The following is a 20,923-nucleotide window of genomic DNA, read 5'->3' as shown; positions in this document are numbered from 1 at the left end:
ATGCGCAGTTATTACATCGTTATCGGAGCTTTCCGGTAACCCTGTCAGGAGTGTTAGCGTGATTAGTATATTCGACATGTTCAAGGTGGGGATTGGCCCCTCATCTTCCCACACTGTAGGCCCGATGAAGGCCGGTAAACAGTTCGTCGATGACCTGGTCGAAAAGGGAATGATCGATGACGTTACCCGCGTGGCGGTTGACGTTTATGGTTCACTGTCATTGACCGGCAAAGGCCACCATACCGATATCGCCATTATTATGGGTCTGGCAGGCAACATGCCTGATACCGTCGATATCGACGCCATCCCGGCGTTTATCCGTGATGTGGAATCTCGTGGGCGTCTGCTGCTGGCGCAGGGCCGTCGCGAGGTGGATTTCCCGCAGGATGACGGCATGCGTTTTCGCAGTGACAACCTCTCTCTGCATGAAAACGGCATGTCGATTCATGCTTTCGCGGGTGAAAAAGTCATTTACAGCAAAACCTATTACTCCATCGGCGGCGGATTCATCGTCGATGAAGAGCATTTTGGTCAGGACGTCAGCGGTGACGTGAAGGTGCCGTATCCGTTTAAGTCTGCCAAAGAGATGCTGGATTACTGCAAAGAGACCGGCCTGTCACTTTCCGGCATGGTGATGCAGAACGAACTGGCGCTGCACAGCAAAAAAGAGATTGAAGACTATTTTGCTAACGTCTGGCAGACCATGCAGGCCTGTATCGATCGCGGTTTGAATACCGAAGGCGTGTTGCCGGGGCCATTGCGTGTCCCACGTCGTGCGGCTGCTCTTCGTCGTATGCTGGTTAGCCAGGACAAAACCAACAGCGATCCGATGACCGTCGTTGACTGGGTCAACATGTTTGCGCTCGCAGTGAACGAAGAAAACGCCGCGGGTGGCCGTGTGGTCACTGCGCCAACCAATGGCGCGTGCGGTATCGTTCCGGCGGTGCTGGCATACTACAACCACTTTATCGAGCCGGTGAGCCCAGAAAGTTATATTCGCTACTTCCTCGCATCCGGTGCGATTGGCGCGCTGTACAAAATGAACGCCTCTATTTCCGGTGCGGAAGTTGGCTGTCAGGGAGAAGTCGGTGTGGCCTGTTCGATGGCCGCAGCTGGCCTTGCAGAACTGCTGGGCGCAAGCCCTGAACAGGTTTGTGTGGCCGCAGAAATTGGGATGGAACACAACCTCGGCCTCACCTGCGACCCGGTTGCCGGGCAGGTGCAGGTGCCTTGTATTGAGCGTAATGCGATTGCCTCCGTGAAGGCTATCAACTCCGCTCGCATGGCGATGCGTCGTACCAGCGAACCGCGTGTTTCGCTCGATAAAGTCATTGAAACCATGTACGAGACCGGCAAAGACATGAACGCCAAGTACCGCGAAACCTCGCGTGGCGGCCTGGCCATCAAAGTGCAATGTGACTAATCCCCCTCGCCCATCTCCCCCAGATGGGCGATTTTTTATGCCTTTCCCCTTTTTTTAGCAACAGAGCACTACACTTGCTCTGTTAACGCTGACATTCTGGTCGGTGTTCACCGGTGCGGATGCGCGTCATGCAAACAGCTCAGAACCTGATCATGGGATATCGTCGCAAGCGAATTGTGATTTGCTTGCTGGTTGCGCTGCTGGCGTTATTCCTGACCTTTGGCCTGCGATTTATTTCGCAGCGTAGCGTAAATCAGCAACGGATTGACGCTTACGCTCGCCACGCCGTGGAAACCCTCGACAAAGTATTGATGCCCGTTGCCGGGAAACGTCATGAGCTGGTGAATCTGGTGGGGCAAAGCTGTGAAGCGGTTCACCTGCCCATGCGCAAACAAGCCGCCGCATTACAAACATTGCGTTCTATCGCGTTGGTGAAATCGGGCGTGATTTACTGCTCCAGTGTTTTCGGCGATCGTGATGTTGCTCTGCGGGAAAATCAGCCCGAACTCCCTTCTGCTCAGTCCAGATTGTTGCTGTCGATTGACCAATCCCTGCTTAAAGGCTCGCCCATCCTGATTCAGTGGTATCCGGCCTCTGCTGACGGCGAGGATGGGGTCATGCTGACGATTAATATTCATCTCGTCAGTTCCCTTTTACTGGAGCCTCAACAGCCGATGATCCAGCGGGTCATTGTCTCTGTGGGAAACCGTTACTACAGCGAATCTCAGGGGATCAGTGATCAGATACAGCTGGCTGACGGCGAAGAAGTTGTCACTCGCCAGTCTGAGCTTTTTCCGTTCGGCATCAGCGTGACCACGCCCGGCGCAACAGCGCTCGCGCTGGATGACCTTCCGTCACAGGCCCCGCTGGCACTCATTCTGAGCTTGTTATTGGCAGGCATTTCGTGGTTTGCGACAGCCGGAAGGATGAGTTTCACGCGTGAAATCATGGTTGGCATGGAAAGACGTGAATTCGAGCTTTATTGCCAGCCACAGCTGGACACTCGCACTCAACGGTGCAACGGCGTGGAAATTTTACTGCGCTGGAACAATCCTCGCCTGGGCTGGATATCCCCTGAAGTCTTTATTCCGGTAGCAGAGCGAGAAAACCTTATCGCGCCGCTGACGCGTTATGTGATTAGCGAAACCATCCGCCAGATTGGCTATTTCCCGGCGGACCCGCGTTTTGATATCAGCATCAACGTTTCCTCCAGCCATTTCCTGCAAGGCGCTTTACTGCGTGATGTGAATCAATATTGGTTTAACGCTCGCCCTCAGCAACAGCTTGTCCTCGAGATAACAGAGCGTGACAATCTTCAGGGCGTTGATTACAGGCTGGTGCGGGAGCTGCATCGCAAAGGCGTGCGTCTGGCGATTGATGATTTTGGCACCGGCAGCAGCGCTCTTTCCTGGCTGGAACAGCTCCGACCGGACATTCTTAAAATAGATAAATCCTTCACCAATGCGATTGGTACCGACGCGGTGAACTCAACGGTGACGGATATCATCATCGCTTTGGGTCAGAAGCTGAACATTGAACTGGTGGCTGAAGGGGTAGAAACGCCACAGCAGGCGCATTATCTGCGTCGTCATGGCGTTCATATTTTGCAGGGTTATCTTTATGCGAAGCCAATGCCAGTAGCTGAATTTCCGCGCTGGCTCGAAGGCGGTTCAACTCCTCCGAAGGAGCATAACGGGCATGTGCTGCCCGTTATATTGTGAGGATTACGCTTCTTCGTCGTCGTGCGGCGAAGGTTGTTTCACCACGCGAACCAGGTCGACTCGATAGTTATTCGCCTCAACGATGGTTATCTCCAGCGGCGGGACGCTCAACACATCTCCAGCCTGTGGAATATGGCCGTTAACGGCAATCGCCAGGCCTGCCACGGTGGCAATATCATCATCGTCATTACGCAGATGATCCAGTCCCAGAACCTGCTGCAAGGCGTGCAGGTCAGTGCCACCTTTCACCAGCCATCCTTCACCGTCGGCGACGATTTCTGGCGTTTCGTCAGCATCCGGGAATTCACCGGCAATCGCTTCCAGCACGTCCAGCGGTGTCACCAGCCCCTGCACCATACCGAACTCATCGGTGACGATAACAAAGCTGCCACGAGCGCGGCGCAGAACGCCTAACAGATTAATCGGGTCCAGTGTTTCCGGCACCACAATCGCAGGGGAAGCAGAGGCCATCGCGGCAACGTCTTCGCCCGCTTCCAGCGCCACCAGCATCTCTTTGGCACGCACGACACCGACGATTTCGTCCAGCTCACCACGACACACCGGGAACAGACTGTGTGGCGACGATAACAGCTGCTGACGGATCTCATCCACGCTCAGGTTGGCATCAACCCAGCTAATCTCACCGCGCGGCGTCATGATGCTACGCACTGAGCGCGAAGCCAGTGTCAGAACGCCGTTGATCATGTAGCGTTCTTCATCAGCAAAGGCCCCTTCTGGCACAGGCACAGCCACCGGATTTTCGGCATCGTGCTGCACCACGTTTTGCTTGCGGCCGCCCATCAGACGGAGGATTGCATCAGCGGTACGGGCACGCAACGGCACGGTAGACTGGTGCTTGATAAAGTTACGACGGGCAATCTGGTTAAACAGCTCGATAATTATCGAGAAGCCAATGGCGGCGTACAGGTAGCCTTTCGGAATATGGAAACCAAACCCTTCTGCGACGAGGCTCAGGCCAATCATCAGCAGGAAGCTCAGACACAGCACGACCACCGTTGGGTGCTGGTTGACGAAGTTGGTCAGCGGTTTCGACGCCAGTAACATCACTGCCATGGCAATCACAACGGCCGCCATCATCACCGGCAGATGGTTCACCATCCCCACAGCGGTAATCACCGCATCAAGTGAGAACACGGCATCCAACACCACAATTTGCGCCACCACCACCCAGAAGCTGGCATAGCCTTTACCGTGCCCTTCGTCATGTTGACGGTTTTCCAGTCGCTCATGCAGCTCTGTCGTGGCTTTGAACAACAGGAAAATACCCCCGAACAGCATGATCAGGTCTCGTCCCGAGAACGAATAATCCATGACGCTGAACAGCGGTTGGGTCAGGGTCACCATCCACGAAATGACCGACAGCAGGCCAAGACGCATCACCAGCGCCAATGACAAACCAATCAAACGCGCTTTATCACGCTGTTTGGGTGGCAACTTGTCGGCAAGGATGGCAATAAACACCAGGTTATCGATACCAAGAACAATCTCCAGCACGACCAGCGTCAGCAGGCCTGCCCAGATTGAGGGGTCCATTAAAAGTTCCATGAATAGCTCCTGCTCACGGCAATGGCTGTCATCGCCTTGTCAAAAACAGACGTGACTATCTCGGTGCGATGGGATGGGGAATTGAGGGTGGCAGCGTGGTGCCAGTGGGTGAACTGACGTCGGTGACGGTCCATACTTCGGGCTATGCCCTATACTCCTGTGTTATTAAACGGAAAATAAACATACCAGAGAGAAGGCATAACCGGAAAAAAATTTACGTCTTTTTGCATTCGTCCGATGGGTTTTGCGGTGATTTTTTGCGCTCCAAAATTATTGCCGCCGGATGAGTAAATTACGGATCTTCATCACATTAATTATTTTTTCACTATCTAAAATAATTCACGGAAGTAATAAATCATTTTTACTCTAACCCCTATCTGAATCGATTCGGTCACCACCAACGGTTCATCAAGCGTCCGAACTTTAGACGCAACGATAATAAAGGAGGTAGCAAGTGACGATTGCTATTGTAATAGGCACACATGGTTGGGCTGCAGAACAACTGCTGAAAACGGCAGAAATGCTGTTGGGTGAGCAGGAAAACGTGGGTTGGATCGATTTCGTGCCTGGCGAGAATGCAGAGACGCTGATCGAGAAGTACAACGCACAGCTCGAAAAACTCGACACCAGTAAGGGTGTGCTGTTTCTCGTTGATACATGGGGCGGCAGTCCGTTTAACGCTGCAAGCCGCATTGTCGTCGATAAAGAGCATCACGAAGTTATCGCGGGCGTCAACATCCCTATGCTGGTTGAAACGCTGATGGCGCGTGACGACAACCCAGGGTTTGACGAGCTGGTCGCATTGGCGGTGGAAACCGGTCGCGAAGGCGTGAAAGCGCTGAAAGCGAAACCGGCGGTGAAAGCAGCTCCTGCGGCAGCCCCTGTTGCCCAGAAAGCGGCGGCACCGGCGAAACCCATGGGCCCGAATGACTACATGGTTATCGGCCTGGCGCGTATCGATGACCGTCTCATTCACGGTCAGGTTGCGACTCGCTGGACCAAAGAAACCAACGTCACCCGCATTATCGTCGTCAGCGACGAAGTGGCGGCAGACACCGTTCGTAAAACCCTGCTGACTCAGGTTGCGCCTCCGGGTGTGACTGCGCACGTGGTTGATGTCGCGAAAATGATCCGCGTCTACAACAACCCGCAGTATGCAGGCGAGCGCGTGATGCTGCTGTTTACTAACCCGACCGACGTGGAACGTATCGTTGAACAGGGCGTGAAAATCACCACGGTGAACATCGGGGGCATGGCTTTCCGTCAGGGTAAAACTCAGGTCAACAATGCCATTTCTGTTGATGAGAAAGATATCGAAGCCTTCAACAAACTGAATGCACGCGGTATCGAACTGGAAGCGCGTAAAGTTTCCACCGATCAGCGACTGAAAATGATGGATTTGATAGGCAAGGTTGGCAAATAAGTCCGGCACTGTCTGTTCACTGAATTTTCAACCTTAAGACTTACGTTATAGGAGAAGTACAATGGAGATTACCACTCTTCAGATTGTGCTGGTGTTCATCGTCGCGTGTATTGCGGGTATGGAATCGGTACTCGATGAATTTCAGTTCCACCGTCCGCTGGTCGCTTGTACCCTGATTGGCGCCGTTCTTGGTGACATGAAAACCGGTATTATCATCGGTGGTACCCTGGAAATGATCGCCCTGGGCTGGATGAACATCGGTGCGGCGGTTGCCCCTGATGCCGCACTGGCGTCCATCATTTCAACCGTTCTGGTTATCGCAGGACATCAAAGCATCGGTGCAGGTATTGCACTGGCAATCCCACTGGCAGCAGCAGGCCAGGTTCTGACCATCATCGTTCGTACTATCACCGTAGCCTTCCAGCACGCGGCAGATAAGGCGGCTGAAAATGGCAACCTGACGGCACTGTCCTGGATACACGTCTCTTCCCTGTTCCTGCAGGCAATGCGTATCGCTATCCCGGCGGTTATCGTAGCTATCTCCGTCGGTACCAGCGAAGTACAGAGCATGCTGAATGCCATCCCTGAAGTGGTGACTGGCGGCCTGAACATCGCCGGTGGCATGATCGTGGTTGTGGGTTACGCAATGGTCATCAACATGATGCGTGCTGGCTACCTGATGCCGTTCTTCTACCTCGGCTTCGTTACCGCAGCTTTCACCAACTTCAACCTGGTTGCTCTGGGTGTGATTGGTGCCGTCATGGCAATTCTGTATATCCAGCTGAGCCCGAAATACAATCGCGTTGCAGGTGGCCCGGTACAGGCTGCTAACAACGATCTCGATAACCAACTGGACTAACAGGTGAGCGAAATGGTTGATATCACTAAAACTACCACTGAGAAAAAACTCACTCAGAGTGACATTCGTGGCGTGTTCCTTCGTTCTAACCTGTTCCAGGGTTCATGGAACTTCGAACGTATGCAAGCGCTGGGCTTCTGCTTCTCCATGGTGCCGGCTATCAAACGCCTGTATCCGGAAAACAACGAAGCGCGTCGTCAGGCGATTAAACGTCACCTGGAATTCTTCAACACCCATCCTTACGTTGCGGCTCCAGTACTGGGCGTGACGCTGGCGATGGAAGAACAGCGTGCAAACGGCGCAGAGATTGACGATGGTGCCATCAACGGTATCAAAGTCGGTCTGATGGGGCCGCTGGCAGGCGTGGGTGACCCTATCTTCTGGGGTACCGTCCGTCCGGTGTTTGCGGCACTGGGTGCCGGTATCGCGATGAGCGGCAGCCTGCTCGGCCCACTGCTGTTCTTCATCCTGTTCAACGCTGTGCGTCTGGCAACCCGTTACTACGGCGTGGCTTACGGCTACCGTAAAGGGGTGGACATCGTTAAAGACATGGGCGGCGGCTTCCTGCAGAAACTGACTGAGGGGGCGTCAATCCTCGGCCTGTTTGTCATGGGGGCCCTGGTTAACAAGTGGACGCACGTGAACATCCCGTTGGTGGTTTCGACCATCACCGGTCAGGATGGTCAAACTCGTGTGACCACCGTGCAGACTATCCTTGACCAGCTGATGCCGGGCCTGGTGCCGCTGCTGCTGACCTTCGCCTGTATGTGGCTGCTGCGTAAGAAAGTGAACCCGCTGTGGATTATCGTTGGCTTCTTCGTCATCGGTATCGCGGGCTACGCGGTCGGCCTGCTGGGTCTGTAATATTGTGCTATGCCGCCGGGGCCTTTGTGCCCCGGTTTTTTATTTCTGGAGGTTCAATGACAATCACGGATTGGGTGCTGGTGCTGTTTATTGTGGCCCTGCTCGCGTATGCCATTTACGATCAGTTCATCATGCCGGGCCGCCACGGTGCCACGCGGCTTGCCATTCCCCTGCTCCGCCGTGGACGCGTCGATGGCCTGATTTTCGTCGGTCTGGTCGCTATCCTGATTTATCAAAACATCACTGCCCACGGTCAGTTAATCACCACCTGGTTATTATGTGCTCTGGCTTTGATGGGGTTATATCTGTTCTGGATCCGCACGCCAAAAATTATTTTTAAACAAGAGGGCTTTTTCTTCAGCAACGTGTGGATTTCTTATTCCCGAATCAAAGAAATGAATTTATCCGAAGATGGTGTTCTGGTCATGCAATTAGAACAACGGCGTCTGCTTGTCAGGGTTAAAAATATTGATGACCTTGAACGCATCTACAAACTTCTCGTTAACTCTCAATGAGTTATATTTATAGTCATTGCTATATATGCTGCTATATTGTGCAGATTAATGTATAGCACTGGCTATATTCCTTCTTTTAATTCCCTCATATTTATTAACGATTCACTTACCTATAAAGACAAATGAAAATCGTTATCAATAAGTCATATCAATAACGTCTTTTTGTTATTGTTTTATTTTCTCAAATTATGTTAAGGTTGCGCCCGTCGTTGGGGAGTAGCCGATTTCCTTTCCCGGAAATGTACGTGTCAACATACTCGTTGCAAAACGTGGCGCGTACGGTTCATCAGCAAGATGGGCAGGCGAGACCATAGACATACCACCTGCATCATGGCCGGGTTATTCGGGCATGGGTTTACTGGGGGCAGTGGTGTGTCATATGGATATTTCCCCGGTCAGGACAAGCGATGAATCTCTCAGCCACTATCCTCTTAGCTTTTGGTATGTCGATGGACGCATTTGCGGTATCGATAAGCAAAGGCGCATCACTTCATAAACCAAAATTCTCTGAAGCTTTACGCACCGGCCTTATTTTTGGCTGTGTTGAAGCTATCACCCCGCTGATTGGCTGGGGCCTTGGCATGCTGGCAAGCCAGTTCGTGCTGGAATGGAATCACTGGATTGCTTTTGTCCTGCTGGTCTTCCTTGGCGGTCGAATGCTGATTGAAGGTTGGCGCGGAAATGAAGATGAAGAAGAGAAAGCACCCAGCCGTCACGGTTTCTGGCTGCTGGTCACCACCGCGATTGCCACCAGCCTGGACGCCATGGCGGTCGGTGTCGGCCTGGCCTTCCTGCAGGTTAATATTGTGTTCACCGCATTGGCGATTGGCTGCGCCACGCTGGTGATGACCACCATTGGCATGATGGTCGGCCGTTTTATCGGCCCGCTATTAGGCAAGCGAGCCGAGATCCTTGGCGGTATTGTGCTGATTGGCATTGGCGTCCAGATCCTCTGGAGCCACTTCGCCGGTTAATCTTCGCGCTGCCAGACCTGAATCAAAAAGTCGGTCTGGCAGTCAAATGTTTCAAGCCCCGCCAGTTTTTCCCATACTTCAGGTTTTGCCCGCCATGCAAACGGCGTCATCTGCAATAAAGCGACCGCTTCACTGCCCTTTAGCTTCATCGGATAGGCAAGCTGCTGCGTTTCACTCAGACGGAAACCGGGAAGCGCTTCGCTGTTGGCTTCATGCAGTCGAATTTCATCGTAGATTAAGCCCTTGAGTTCCATCAGATGACGCGGCCCCGGAGTGGCGGTAATCACCACCCCGCCCTGTTTAACCACTCTTTCCAGTTCTTGCGGATTACAAGGCGCGTAGATGCGAACGACCGCATCCATGCAGGCGTCACTAAAAGGCAAGCGCTGGCTTGAAGCCACGCAAAAATCCACCTGCGGGTAGCGCTTAGCGCCGTAACGCACGGCGACTTTTGACACATCCAGTCCCCATGTGTGCTCAGCATTTTCAGCAAAGACGTGAGTGTAATACCCTTCGCCACAACCGATATCGAGAACATTGGCGGCGTTTACCTGTATTAGCAGGCCACTGATGGCATCTCGCAGAGGCTGATAATGCCCGGCATCAAGAAACGCGCGACGCGCCTGCATCATCTCCACGCTGTCACCCGGATCGCGCGAACGCTTGAACTGCACCGGCAACAGGTTCAGGTAGCCCTCTTTCGCCAAATCAAACTGATGGCGCTGTGGGCAGAGGTAGCTGTTGTTATGGCGCTCAAGCGGTGCGTTACAGAGAGGACAACTCCAGGACATGATGACTCCGGTCACAGTAGAAAGGGCGAAAGTGTACCGCTATTCGCCCTTCAGGTGAATGGATTACAGCGCCGGAGCCACACTGTTGCTATCGTGCATCACAATGAGATTATCGGAACCCGGCGCAATGCCGTCCGGCATGACATTTTCCAGGCGCAGCACATCACCCATAATCTGGCTGAAGACAGGCGCAGAGACTGCCCCGCCGTAATAATCGCCGTTTTGCGGATCGTTGATGACCACCACCAGCGCATACTGAGGATTGCTGGCTGGCGCGACACCCGCGGTATAGGCGATATATTTGTCGATGTACTTACCATCTGGCCCAATCTTCTTCGCCGTACCCGTTTTCACGGCCACACGATAGTCGTGCACTGCCGCTTTAATTCCCCCACCGCCAGGTAAAGCAACGCTCTCCATCATATGTTCAACCTGATGCACAATCTCCGGCGACATTACCTGATGGCCAATAACAGGCGGGTCGATTCGTGTAATCGAGAGCGGGCGCTCCATCCCAAAGCCCCCAATCGTGGCGTAAACATGGGCAAGCTGAAGCGGGGTCACCATCAGGCCATAGCCGAAGGCAAACGTCGCACGATCGAGCTGTCCCCAAAATCGACGTTGCGGCATCAGGCCCTGGCTTTCCCCGGTTAACCCTAATCCCGTTGATTGGCCAAAACCGAAGGCTTTATAAGTATCCAGCAGCCGCTGAATCGGCATCGCCAATGACAAATGCGAAACACCTGTGTCGCTCGATTTTTGCAAAATACCGGTCAGTGTCAGTTCAGGATAGTAGCCCACATCGCGAATTCTGTGCCCGTCGACAACATAAGGATGCGTGTCCACCACGCTATCTGGCTGGACAATGCCCTGTTGCAGCGCGGTCATAATAACCAAAGGTTTTACCGTGGAACCGGGCTCGAAGGTATCGCTGATGGCACGGTTGCGGAAATCATCGAGTGTCGCCTTGTCGCGATTATTAGGATTAAAATCCGGGAAGCTCGCCATCGAAAGGATTTCACCGGTATTGATTTTAATCAGTACCGACGCGCCAGATTCCGCCTTGTTCCAGCGGACGGCATTGTCCAGAGCGTCTTCGGTGACGGTTTGCAGACGCTCATCAATACTGAGCTGCAAGTTATGCGCAGGTACCGGCGTTTGCTCTGTCAGATTTTCGATAACCTGGCCATGCCGGTCTTTACGCACCAGACGTAATCCGGGTTTTCCCTGCAGTTGGGTATTGAAGCTTTTTTCAACGCCTTCAATGCCCTGGTCGTCGATATTGGTGAAGCCAATCAGATTAGCCGCCACATGCCCCGCGGGGTAAAAGCGGCGTGACTCATCACGAAGATTGATGCCCGGCAGATGCAGTTTTTCAATCCAGTTTGCCTGTTGAGGATCGACCTGGCGAGCCAGATAAAGGAAGCGAGAGTGAGGATGCTGCGTAATGCGCGTCGTCAGTTCGGTCAGTGAAATATGTAATGCATTCGCCAGTGCCTGCCAGCGAGCGTTGTAGCCAATTCCGCCTTTTTCTATAAGCGTTTGCGGATCGGCCCAAATGGCACTGACTGGCACGCTGACCGCCAATGGCCTGCCTTCACGATCGACAATCATACCGCGAGGAACATCAATAGGTTCTTCGCGCAGTGAACGCATATCTTCTTGTTTGACGAGATTATCCGGGGAAATGATTTGCAACCAGCCAACACGCGCCAGCAACAGTCCAAGACAACATAAAATTCCCACACACACCAGCCCAAAACGGACAGGGGTAAAATGACGGCGATGGTTCTGCACTCCGGCTCCCGGGTTATAATTTCCAACCCAATGATTTAACGTGAAAAGGGGCCACGATAACCGCTAAACAATGCTAATAATGATGTGGATTTGCAACAAAGCGCGACAGAGAGGGGTTACAGACATAGTTTGCAACGGGCAGTAAAAAGCCCCGCTTAGCGCGAGGCTTTATGGCTGATGTCAAATAGAGATCAGTGGATTCGTAATCAGATAGCGGTTACGTTAACAGCTGCTGGGCCTTTCTGGCCGTCCTGAATTTCGAACTCAACGTTCTGGCCTTCAGCCAGAGTTTTGAAGCCGTTACCCTGGATTGCAGAGAAGTGTACGAACACGTCTTTGCTGCCGTCAGCAGGAGTAATGAAACCAAAACCTTTAGACTCGTTGAACCACTTAACTTGACCTTTAATCTTTGCCATTTGCAAAATTCCTTAGAGTGTTTTCTTCGCCCGTGGGCACTTACATAGCTAAAACTGAGACATTACTGCATGAGGCACTAATATAAGGTTCGGCAGAGAAGCGGTATTCAACGACAACGTGTTTACTCAGGACTTCTTTACTGAAAATGCCACACATAGACAGAACTGTACCTCGTTTAACCCAAAACGTGTTATCACATACAACGTTAATAATGGCAAGCCATTTTTAAACGTGACTCGATCGGTCGCACAAATCCCAAAACAAACTTTGTTTGTCTGCACATTTATGCGCCTTTTCTCATCTGCCACCCGCTGCGCTGACTCACTTGCGACAGCGGTCTCACACAGCGTTTCTAACACTTTTTTACCTTAGCTCAATACGTTTGGATCTGTCGAGGGTGCTCAGTGCAAACCCGACATTTTTCTAACCTTCGAAAGAATCTTGCATAAATATGCTTCAGATTGCAGCGTCCAAACTTATAAAATTCAGGGAATATATCAGAGTTAAATATGAGTGATGATGCACCATAATAATGAAACGCTGATGACAACGCCTCATTATGGCGCAATAAAAACGTTTCGCTGCGTTTGGGAATCCATCATCTAAAAAAGCAGAGACATTATTAAAAAAATTTTACAAGCGGAGTACGAAGAATAGCACGAAGGTCAAGACGGATAAGTGATAGTTAAGAAGAAAAGAGTATAGGGTTGAGGTAATGCCCTTCCCGGTAGTCAAAGGCCACCGGGAGGAGTGCTGACTCAGCGTTCCGCCACCAGACGGATAAAATCGTCACCTTCTTCCTGAGCCTGAACTTGCTCTGCAGGTTTTACCGGCTCGAATTTCTCCGGTTCATTTGCTTCACAAAGACGACGCAGTAAAGCCGTTTGACGCTTTTGCTGATCCAGAAGTGCTTCCAGAAGTTCAATCTGCTCATTGCTGCGGGAGCTTGCACGGTTCACAAAGAACCACAGCACAAGACCGATGACCAGTACCAGTAAAGAAACTGCCAGCGAGGCCAGATTAAGCATGCCGGAATTCATCAAATCAATCATTTCACCACCTCAAATTGAAGCCATCATTCTACCACTCAGCCTGAGGAAGGAAATCATCGGCAAGAAAAAAGCTTACCAGGGAATGAATTTATTGATGGTGCAAATACCGCTGAAAAACTGAACATCCTGATCGCACAGCACGTTAATCATCTGGGTCCACAGCAACGTACAGACCAGCAGCAGGATAACAATCAGAATGACCCACCGTAACTTTTTCACTCCACTCTCCGGGTAACCACATTTACCAACAGATTAGCACGCTAACCTTAAACCGCGGCTAACTGTACTGGAGACTGTTCATTTTAGGAATCATCGACTTGTTTCAGAGCGTGAACAAACTACTCTTATGCACGGAAGTCAAAATAATGAGGCATACATGCGCTTGATGATTCGTACAATTATTGTACTCGCGATTGTTTGGATCGCACTGCTTTTAACGGGTTATGGAGTACTTATTGGCAGTAATGAGAATGCCGGCGGGCTGGGATTACAGTGTAAATATGTCACCGCGCGTGGCACGAGTACCGCACAATACATTCATTCAGACAGCGGCATTATCGGGTTAACCAACTGCCCAGTACTGCGCAAAAGTGAAGTTGTCGTCGACAAGGGATAACGACAGCTTATCAACACAAAAACGCCGCACTTGATGCGGCGTTTTTGTGGTGTCAGCTATCAGAATGGATAGTCGTTGTAACCCATCTGTTCTGAAATTTTACGCGCTGCGGTGTGCAGCATGCTGACATATTCGTGCAAACGCTCTTCGGAAAAACGCAGCGTCGGGAAAGAGATACTCAGACCCGCAATCACCACGCCAAAGCGATCGAAGACCGGTACGCCAATGCAGCGTAACCCTTCTTCCTGCTCTTCGTTATCTTCGCCATAACCTTGCTCGCGTACCTGATCGAGCAGTGGCAGCAGTTCTTCAGTATCGCGGATAGTACGCTCAGTGCTGCGCTTGTACTCGACATGCTCCAGAATCTGCTTCACTTCCTCGCGGTCACGCCACGCCAGCAGCACCTTGCCAATTGCGGTACTGTAAAGCGGATTGCGACGCCCGATACGGGAATACATGCGCAGGTTGTACATCGAGTCAATTTTGTGGATGTAGACAATGCTGTCTTCATCCAGTGCGCCAAGGTGGATGGTCTCTTTGGTCAGACGAGACAGCTCACGCATCTGAATATCGGCACTGCGAATCAAATCCACATTTTGCAGGGAACGCGCGCCCAATTCGAACAGCTTAAGGGTCAGCGAATACTTCTCTGATTCACCTTCCTGCGCCACATAACCCAGCGATTTCATGGTCTGCAAAAAACGATACACCGTGCTTTTCGACATCATCACACGCTGTGACAACTCGGTGATCCCTATCTCACGCTCTTCCCCAAGGGCCTGCAAAATGCCGAACACCTTCAATACAGAAGAGACAGAATCTGGCTGTTTATCCAAATCCGCAACTGCCATTCATCACCTCATCGCAACTGTTTTATAAAAATCAGAACTGGTTTTTATTATAATTTCGCGAGGCTTTCACCGCAATCACTCTTCTCTCGCTTCGTTACAAATCTGCGACATACTGCTGAATAATCAATGCTAAGATAATTATCTGCATAATGATTTCAAGAAAGACCTATTTTTCACATGGATAAAACAGCCCCCGACGGCTTGCCGCTCCCGCAGCGCTATGGCGCAATACTCACGATTATTCTCGGCATTTCGATGGCTGTGCTCGATGGCGCGATTGCCAACGTTGCACTGCCGACCATTGCCAGTGACCTCAACGCCTCACCTGCCGCCTCAATCTGGATAGTTAACGCCTATCAGATTGCGATTGTTATCTCGCTGCTCAGCCTCGCCTTTTTAGGCGATATGTTCGGCTACCGACGCATCTATAAATGTGGTCTGGTGGTGTTTACCTGCACTTCGCTTATCTGCGCCCTTTCTCATTCGCTTGAAATGTTAACCCTGGCGCGTGTCGCACAAGGGCTTGGCGGCGCGGCGCTAATGAGTGTCAACACGGCACTCATTCGCCTTATTTATCCTCAGCGGTTTCTCGGCCGGGGAATGGGCATCAACTCCTTCATCGTGGCGGTGTCTTCCGCTGCAGGCCCGACGATTGCTGCGGCGATCCTTTCTGTTGCCTCGTGGCAATGGCTGTTTTTAATTAACGTACCACTGGGGATTATTTCTTTCGTCCTTGCAATGCGGTACCTGCCAGCAAACCCCGCGCGTAGCCAGGCCTCACGCTTCGACCTGCCCAGCGCGGTGATGAATGCTTTAACGTTTGGTTTGCTGATCACGGCGCTGAGCAGTTTCGCTCAGGGGCAATCCCTTCAGTTGGTTCTGGCTGAAATTGCCGCCATGCTGATTGTCGGGTTCTTCTTCGTTCGTCGACAGTTGAAACTGCCCGTTCCGCTGCTCCCTGTCGATCTGCTGCGCATCCCGATTTTCTCGCTCTCCATCTGCACGTCCATTTGTTCTTTCTGTGCTCAGATGCTGGCGTTAGTTTCCCTCCCCTTCTTCCTGCAATCCGTCATGGGACGCAGCGAAGTCGAAACAGGGTTGCTGCTGACTCCGTGGCCGCTCGCCACCATGGTGATGGCCCCTCTCGCCGGTTACCTGATTGAGAAAGTTCACGCAGGATTGCTGGGCGCGTTGGGTCTGGCCGTTATGGCCTGCGGGCTGTTTGCGTTGGCATTGTTGCCCTCATCGCCCCACGACCTGGATATCATCTGGCGGATGATCCTTTGCGGTGCAGGGTTTGGCCTGTTCCAGTCGCCCAATAACCACACCATCGTCTCTTCTGCACCGCGCAACCGAAGTGGTGGCGCCAGCGGGATGCTCGGCACTGCGCGTTTGCTTGGGCAAAGTACAGGCGCTGCATTGGTGGCGCTGATGTTCAACCTCTTTGGCACCCACGGTACTCACACCTCGCTGCTGCTTGCTGGTAGCCTGGCCGTGATAGCCGCGGTTGTCAGCGGGCTACGCATCACGCAACCGCGCGCTGGAGCATAAAAAAAGCGCCTCAGTTGAGGCGCTTTGCTTAAGGTCGTGCTGTGAATACGTTATTTCAGATACTCGCCGCTACGCAGCGCTTCGATACGCTTGTCCAGCGGTGGGTGAGTCATGAACAGTTCGCTCATGGACTTTGCCTTGCCGTTGATACAAAACGCCATCATGCTGCTGGCTTCCTGCGGCTCGTAGCTGGTTTTCAGACGCTGGAGCGCGGCAATCATCTTCTCGCGGCCAACCAGTTTGGCTGACCCCGCATCCGCATGGAATTCACGGTGACGTGAGAACCACATGGTGATGATGCTGGCCAGAATACCAAACACCAGTTCGAGTACCGTTGCGACAGCAAAGTAAATCAGTGGGTTGCCGTTGCTGGATTCCCCTTCATCGCGGTTGCCACCAAGGAAACCGGCTGCAATCTGCGCGATAACGCGGGAGATAAAGATAACAAAGGTGTTCACCACCCCCTGAATCAGGGTCATGGTCACCATGTCGCCATTCGCGATGTGGCTGATTTCATGCGCGATAACCGCTTCAGCTTCATCACGACTCATGTTTTGCAGCAACCCTGTGCTGACCGCCACCAGAGAGGCATCACGGCGAGCACCGGTCGCAAACGCGTTGATGTCCGGCGCGTGATAAACCGCAACCTGCGGCATGGCGATGCCTGCCTGACGTGACTGCTGTGCCACCGTGTTCATCAACCAGCGTTCTGTTTCATTGCGTGGTTGCTCGATGACTTCCCCGCCCACGGACTTCAGCGCCATCCATTTCGACATCATCAGTGAAACGATGGAGCCACCAAAACCAAAGAGCAGCGCCATGATGAGTAAGCCGGTCATGCTGCTCGACTGAATTCCTGTCAGGCTTAGCACCAGCCCAAACACCACCATAACGGCCAGGTTGGTCATCAGGAAGAGCGCAATTCGCATCATAATTTTATTAACCTCGTTATAACAATACGCACTATGCGATACCCCATATCGTATGGGTATTACGAGGATTTTCAACTATCCGGGGCCGCTAAGTCACGAGAAAAACACAACTTTACATTAACAGGTAACTCGCTGACGGGCTCAAGAGGAAGATAAAAAAACAGGCACAAATACTTGTGCCTGTTGGGGGATTACTTAGTGGCTTTCGGATCGGCCGCCGGTCTGTCTTTTTCCATATCCGCCAGGTCGACGGCAATATGAACAGTTTCATCCAGATACGGATCAGGCTCCTGATAATCCTTCGGCAAATCGTCCAGTTTCTTCAACGGTGGTTTGCCTTCACGCTTGTAGCGATCGTTGATTCGAGCCAGACGCGTAGCATCATCTTCCTCATTCTCTTTCTCACGCTGAGCGTAATTCAGTGAGGCAATATTGCGGCGCTCTTTGAGTGCATTAAAGCGAGCAATATCTTTCATGATGTACTGGAATTCTGGATCTTTGGCGATGCGATCGTTATGCGCTTTCAGCAACTCTGGTCCGAATGGCGTCAGATCGCCTGCTTTGACGTAGGTCGCAGCATTAATGCTATCCCACGGCAGCGCATTGTCTTCAAACTTCTCGCCCGTTTCCGTCTCTTCGCTGCCTGTCGGCATCATGATGTCCGGCGTAACACCTTTACGCTGAGTACTACCGCCATTAATGCGGTAGAACTTCTGAATGGTGTACTGAACGGAACCCAGAGCAGGCCATTCAGGACGCAGCATCTGATCGTAAATACGGTTCAGTGAACGGTATTGCTGAACAGTGCCTTTACCAAAGGTTGGCTCACCGACAATCAGCGCACGACCATAGTCCTGCATGGCGGCGGCAAAGATTTCCGAAGCAGAAGCACTGAATCTGTCGACCAAAACAACGAGCGGGCCTTTGTAATAAACAACGCCATCGGTATCGCTGTCTTCGCGAACTTTACCGTTGTTATCACGCACCTGAACCACAGGGCCGGATGGAATGAACAGACCAGAAAGCGACACCGCTTCCGTCAGCGCCCCACCGCCGTTGCTGCGCAGGTCAATGATAATGCTGCTGACATTCTGTTTATCCAGTTTCTGCAGCTGTGCTTTGACGTCATCCGTCAGGCCAACATAGAAGCCAGGAATATCCAGCACGCCCACTTTCTGCGAACCTACCGTTTTAACGGACATTTTCACAGCGCGGTCTTCGAGACGAATACGTTCACGCGTTAGCGTCACGATACGTGTTTTCGTCCCTTTACCCGCAGGCAGAATTTCCAGGCGAACTTTACTGCCCTTCGGCCCTTTGATCAGCGCGACCACATCATCAAGACGCCAGCCGATCACATCGACCATTGCCTTACCTGTCTGCCCTACGCCAACAATGCGATCGCCTACGCTAATCGATTTGCTCTTCGCTGCCGGGCCGCCTGCCACCATGGAGTTGATGACGGTGTAGTCATCGTCCATTTGCAGCACCGCACCGATCCCTTCTAAAGAAAGGCTCATTTCGGTGTTGAACTGCTCAGTGTTACGCGGAGAAAGATAGTTGGTGTGCGGATCGATTTCGTGGGCAAACGAAGTCATCGCCAGTGAGAACACATCTTCACTGTTGGTCTGGGCCAGGCGACGAATCGCGAATTTATAACGACGAGTCAGCGTGTCGCGGATCTCTTTGTCGTTTTTCCCCGCCAGCTTCAGGCTCAGCTCGTCATACTTCACTTTGCCATCCCACAGCGCATTCAGCTCGGCCTGATCTTTCGGCCAGGGTGCTTTGCTGCGGTCCAGATTGAAGCTGTCGTTGCCGGTGAAATCCATCGGGCGTTCAAGCACTTTTAGCGCGTATTGATAGCGCTCAAAGCGGCGTTTTTGCGCCAGATTATAGAGATCGTAAAAAACATCCAGCTTACCGCTGCGCAATTCGTCGCCGATTTGCGTTTTACGCGGTTCAAATTGAGCGATATCACTTGCCAGCAGCACGTTGTGGCTGTAATCCAGCAGGTTGAGATAGCGGTCAAAAATTTTCGCCGAGAACGCGTTATCAAGATCGAACTGGCGATAATGAGAACGGGTAAAGCGAGACGTTACACGCTCGCTCACCGTCGCGTGCTGCGCCTCTTCCTTAAGAACGGGAATTTGGGAAGCCTGCGTTATATCGTCCACGGCGAACGACTGGCCTGCCATTAACAGCATGCCAGCGAGCGCGGTGACCTTAAAGAGTTTGTTCATGCCTGGCCCGGCCTCCGTTTCAGAACATCAAATGTTCTGCGCGTACAATCATTGACATACCAGAAGTCAGCTGTACACGAACGCCATCTTTGGTGATTTCCAGAACCGTGGCGTCCATTGCATTGTTGCCCGCTTTAACTTTCAGGGCCTGGCCCACGGTCAATGCAGACAGATCTGATACAGGGGTAAAACGCTCTTCACGCTCTGGACGTGGCGCTTTAGCAGCGGCCGGTTTGGCGGCATTGCGTGGCTTGGTAGCACTTGCGTCTTTGCGCGGGGCAGCCGGACGCGGTTTGCGTTCACGACGTGGCGCATCGACAGGCTCACCCGCAGCAATGGCGGCTTCGCGTTTTTTCGCCTGCTGCTCAGCACGCTGGGCCTGCACACGCGCTTTGGCTTCTTCGAGCTGCTGGCGAGCGTGAGTCACATGCTGTTCATCCAGAACGCCGCAAGGGTTACCGTCGAGATCAACACGGGTCGCACCCGCTTTGATGCCGTACAGGTAGCGCCAGCTAGACGTATAAAGACGCAAAGCGGAACGAAGTTGGGTTTTGCTGAGATTCATCTCACCCTCAACACGCGCCACCAGATCCTGAAAAATACCAATTTTCAGCGGGCGTGCTTCGCCTTCAGCACTGAAACACTGTGGGAATCGTTCGGCCAGAAAAGCGATAACTTCTTTACTGCTATTCAACTTAGGTTGATTTTCCATGAAATTTCCTGATTACAACGGACGTAGCCAACATACCGCGGGCATGAACAGGCGTCATTATAATGACGCCATCGGTAAATGCTACGTTATCCGTTGATTATCCTGCGACAGGCTGAAAGAATTTGTGATAATCGGTCGCGGAGAGCACCTGTTCGAGGTGCTCAACCAGCTCGCGCAGACCCTGCTCGTCTTCCGCTGTGAAGCGCGAATACTCAGGGCTGTCGATATCCAGAACCCCAATCACCTGGCCGTTGACGACTAACGGAAGGACGATTTCGGAGTTGCTTGCAGCATCACAGGCAATGTGGCCGTCAAAGGCATGCACATCTTCCACACGCTGAACACGGTTTTGCGCGACGGCTGTCCCACAAACACCCCGTCCAATCGGGATTCGTACACAGGCAATCTTGCCCTGGAAAGGTGCCAGTACCAGTGTGTCACCTTCAAGAAGATAAAAACCTGCCCAGTTCACCTCAGACAGGCGCTCAAATAACAGCGCACTGGTATTGGAGAGAGTGGCTAAGAAACTGGTTTCACCTGCCATTAATGCCTGGAAATCACGGTTAAGATCCGCGTAAAACTCTGTTTTGTTCATTATTCAATCACTTATTGGACATCT

Annotated in this window: 19 protein-coding genes, 2 pseudogenes and 1 riboswitch; of the genes and pseudogenes, 9 read left to right on the top strand and 12 right to left on the bottom strand. The window is 52.2% G+C overall.

Annotation, left to right across the window (positions count from 1 at the left end):
- Positions 1-58 precede the first annotated feature (58 nt).
- On the top strand, positions 59-1,423 hold the full coding sequence (gene sdaA, locus ACI2I2_RS04215) for an L-serine ammonia-lyase (RefSeq protein ID WP_404656761.1): 1,365 nt from the start codon (positions 59-61) through the stop codon (positions 1,421-1,423).
- Positions 1,424-1,551: 128 nt separating this feature from the next.
- A complete protein-coding gene (locus tag ACI2I2_RS04210; protein ID WP_404656760.1) occupies positions 1,552-3,144 on the top strand; it encodes an EAL domain-containing protein in 1,593 nt (530 codons plus the stop codon).
- A 3-nt stretch (positions 3,145-3,147) separates the two neighbouring features.
- Here ACI2I2_RS04210 and yoaE read toward each other — a convergent pair whose 3' ends face one another.
- A complete protein-coding gene (gene yoaE / locus ACI2I2_RS04205) occupies positions 3,148-4,710 on the bottom strand; it encodes a CNNM family cation transport protein YoaE (RefSeq protein WP_404656759.1) in 1,563 nt (520 codons plus the stop codon).
- A gap of 454 nt (positions 4,711-5,164) precedes the next feature.
- On the opposite strand from yoaE, the gene manX reads away from it, so the two are divergent.
- From manX to mntP, 5 genes are all read left to right on the top strand, one after another.
- Complete coding sequence (gene manX / locus ACI2I2_RS04200) at positions 5,165-6,133, top strand: PTS mannose transporter subunit IIAB (RefSeq protein WP_330983573.1); 969 nt, start codon at positions 5,165-5,167, stop codon at positions 6,131-6,133.
- 61 nt (positions 6,134-6,194) lie between these two features.
- Entirely contained in the window at positions 6,195-6,992 is a 798-nt protein-coding gene (locus tag ACI2I2_RS04195; RefSeq protein ID WP_330983574.1) for a PTS mannose/fructose/sorbose transporter subunit IIC, read from the top strand.
- 12 nt (positions 6,993-7,004) lie between these two features.
- Positions 7,005-7,856, top strand: coding sequence for a PTS mannose transporter subunit IID (locus ACI2I2_RS04190; RefSeq protein WP_330983575.1), 852 nt, complete (start codon positions 7,005-7,007; stop codon positions 7,854-7,856).
- Positions 7,857-7,912: 56 nt separating this feature from the next.
- Positions 7,913-8,371 (top strand): DUF986 family protein, encoded by a 459-nt coding sequence (locus tag ACI2I2_RS04185; protein WP_404656758.1) that lies wholly within the window; start codon positions 7,913-7,915, stop codon positions 8,369-8,371.
- A 199-nt stretch (positions 8,372-8,570) separates the two neighbouring features.
- Positions 8,571-8,773: riboswitch (yybP-ykoY riboswitch) on the top strand.
- Positions 8,774-8,778: 5 nt separating this feature from the next.
- Positions 8,779-9,345 (top strand): manganese efflux pump MntP, encoded by a 567-nt coding sequence (gene mntP, locus ACI2I2_RS04180; protein ID WP_404656757.1) that lies wholly within the window; start codon positions 8,779-8,781, stop codon positions 9,343-9,345.
- Here the strand turns inward: mntP and rlmA are convergent.
- From rlmA to mgrB, 6 genes and pseudogenes are all read right to left on the bottom strand, one after another.
- Positions 9,342-10,136: a 23S rRNA (guanine(745)-N(1))-methyltransferase gene (gene rlmA / locus ACI2I2_RS04175; RefSeq protein ID WP_404656756.1), complete on the bottom strand. Its 795-nt coding sequence runs from the start codon at positions 10,134-10,136 to the stop codon at positions 9,342-9,344. The genes mntP and rlmA overlap by 4 nt on opposite strands.
- A 63-nt stretch (positions 10,137-10,199) precedes the next feature.
- Positions 10,200-11,933: a peptidoglycan glycosyltransferase FtsI gene (ftsI, locus tag ACI2I2_RS04170; RefSeq protein ID WP_404656755.1), complete on the bottom strand. Its 1,734-nt coding sequence runs from the start codon at positions 11,931-11,933 to the stop codon at positions 10,200-10,202.
- Between the two features lie 206 nt (positions 11,934-12,139).
- Positions 12,140-12,349, bottom strand: a complete 210-nt coding sequence (gene cspE, locus ACI2I2_RS04165; protein ID WP_001062678.1) for a transcription antiterminator/RNA stability regulator CspE — start codon at positions 12,347-12,349, stop codon at positions 12,140-12,142.
- Between the two features lie 12 nt (positions 12,350-12,361).
- Positions 12,362-12,506: pseudogene (locus tag ACI2I2_RS04160) on the bottom strand (DUF2627 domain-containing protein).
- A gap of 602 nt (positions 12,507-13,108) precedes the next feature.
- Positions 13,109-13,402, bottom strand: a complete 294-nt coding sequence (locus ACI2I2_RS04155; protein WP_404656754.1) for a YebO family protein — start codon at positions 13,400-13,402, stop codon at positions 13,109-13,111.
- A gap of 72 nt (positions 13,403-13,474) precedes the next feature.
- Complete coding sequence (gene mgrB, locus ACI2I2_RS04150) at positions 13,475-13,621, bottom strand: PhoP/PhoQ regulator MgrB (protein ID WP_404656753.1); 147 nt, start codon at positions 13,619-13,621, stop codon at positions 13,475-13,477.
- Positions 13,622-13,778: 157 nt separating this feature from the next.
- Here mgrB and ACI2I2_RS04145 point away from each other — a divergent pair, with 157 nt between their 5' ends.
- Positions 13,779-14,018, top strand: a complete 240-nt coding sequence (locus ACI2I2_RS04145; protein WP_330983582.1) for a YobH family protein — start codon at positions 13,779-13,781, stop codon at positions 14,016-14,018.
- A 59-nt stretch (positions 14,019-14,077) separates the two neighbouring features.
- On the opposite strand, the gene kdgR is transcribed toward ACI2I2_RS04145, so the two are convergent.
- Positions 14,078-14,869, bottom strand: a complete 792-nt coding sequence (gene kdgR / locus ACI2I2_RS04140; protein WP_404656752.1) for a DNA-binding transcriptional regulator KdgR — start codon at positions 14,867-14,869, stop codon at positions 14,078-14,080.
- Between the two features lie 177 nt (positions 14,870-15,046).
- Between kdgR and ACI2I2_RS04135 the strand changes: the two genes are divergently transcribed.
- Complete coding sequence (locus ACI2I2_RS04135) at positions 15,047-16,420, top strand: MFS transporter (protein ID WP_404656751.1); 1,374 nt, start codon at positions 15,047-15,049, stop codon at positions 16,418-16,420.
- Between the two features lie 50 nt (positions 16,421-16,470).
- Here ACI2I2_RS04135 and htpX read toward each other — a convergent pair whose 3' ends face one another.
- From htpX to ACI2I2_RS04115, 4 genes and pseudogenes are all read right to left on the bottom strand, one after another.
- Positions 16,471-17,352 carry a protease HtpX gene (gene htpX / locus ACI2I2_RS04130; RefSeq protein ID WP_097163801.1) on the bottom strand — a complete coding sequence of 294 codons (882 nt, stop codon included), beginning with the start codon at positions 17,350-17,352 and terminating at the stop codon, positions 16,471-16,473.
- Between the two features lie 191 nt (positions 17,353-17,543).
- The gene (prc, locus tag ACI2I2_RS04125) at positions 17,544-19,592 is read right to left on the bottom strand and encodes a carboxy terminal-processing peptidase (RefSeq protein ID WP_404656750.1); all 2,049 of its coding nucleotides are present in this window, start codon (positions 19,590-19,592) and stop codon (positions 17,544-17,546) included.
- A 19-nt stretch (positions 19,593-19,611) separates the two neighbouring features.
- Positions 19,612-20,304: an RNA chaperone ProQ gene (gene proQ / locus ACI2I2_RS04120; RefSeq protein WP_404656749.1), complete on the bottom strand. Its 693-nt coding sequence runs from the start codon at positions 20,302-20,304 to the stop codon at positions 19,612-19,614.
- 81 nt (positions 20,305-20,385) lie between these two features.
- Positions 20,386-20,899: pseudogene (locus ACI2I2_RS04115) on the bottom strand (GAF domain-containing protein).
- Positions 20,900-20,923: the final 24 nt, after the last annotated feature.

The organism is Scandinavium sp. NPDC088450 (genome assembly GCF_044900545.1).
GTDB lineage: Bacteria > Pseudomonadota > Gammaproteobacteria > Enterobacterales > Enterobacteriaceae > Scandinavium.
Note: the sequence above shows the minus strand (reverse complement) of the source record. Positions and strands in the feature narration are given on the sequence as shown.

Excerpts from the sequence above, each read along its gene's own strand:
- ACI2I2_RS04185 (WP_404656758.1), top strand. The coding sequence starts at position 7,913 with ATGACAATCACGGATTGGGTGCTGGTGCTGTTTATTGTGGCCCTGCTC.
- proQ (WP_404656749.1), bottom strand. The coding sequence starts at position 20,304 with ATGGAAAATCAACCTAAGTTGAATAGCAGTAAAGAAGTTATCGCTTTT.
- mntP (WP_404656757.1), top strand. The coding sequence starts at position 8,779 with ATGAATCTCTCAGCCACTATCCTCTTAGCTTTTGGTATGTCGATGGAC.
- ACI2I2_RS04210 (WP_404656760.1), top strand. The coding sequence starts at position 1,552 with ATGCAAACAGCTCAGAACCTGATCATGGGATATCGTCGCAAGCGAATT.
- ACI2I2_RS04145 (WP_330983582.1), top strand. The coding sequence starts at position 13,779 with ATGCGCTTGATGATTCGTACAATTATTGTACTCGCGATTGTTTGGATC.
- rlmA (WP_404656756.1), bottom strand. The coding sequence starts at position 10,136 with ATGTCCTGGAGTTGTCCTCTCTGTAACGCACCGCTTGAGCGCCATAAC.
- kdgR (WP_404656752.1), bottom strand. The coding sequence starts at position 14,869 with ATGGCAGTTGCGGATTTGGATAAACAGCCAGATTCTGTCTCTTCTGTA.
- ACI2I2_RS04190 (WP_330983575.1), top strand. The coding sequence starts at position 7,005 with ATGGTTGATATCACTAAAACTACCACTGAGAAAAAACTCACTCAGAGT.
- htpX (WP_097163801.1), bottom strand. The coding sequence starts at position 17,352 with ATGATGCGAATTGCGCTCTTCCTGATGACCAACCTGGCCGTTATGGTG.
- prc (WP_404656750.1), bottom strand. The coding sequence starts at position 19,592 with ATGAACAAACTCTTTAAGGTCACCGCGCTCGCTGGCATGCTGTTAATG.
- yoaE (WP_404656759.1), bottom strand. The coding sequence starts at position 4,710 with ATGGAACTTTTAATGGACCCCTCAATCTGGGCAGGCCTGCTGACGCTG.
- ACI2I2_RS04195 (WP_330983574.1), top strand. The coding sequence starts at position 6,195 with ATGGAGATTACCACTCTTCAGATTGTGCTGGTGTTCATCGTCGCGTGT.
- cspE (WP_001062678.1), bottom strand. The coding sequence starts at position 12,349 with ATGGCAAAGATTAAAGGTCAAGTTAAGTGGTTCAACGAGTCTAAAGGT.
- ACI2I2_RS04135 (WP_404656751.1), top strand. The coding sequence starts at position 15,047 with ATGGATAAAACAGCCCCCGACGGCTTGCCGCTCCCGCAGCGCTATGGC.
- ACI2I2_RS04155 (WP_404656754.1), bottom strand. The coding sequence starts at position 13,402 with ATGATTGATTTGATGAATTCCGGCATGCTTAATCTGGCCTCGCTGGCA.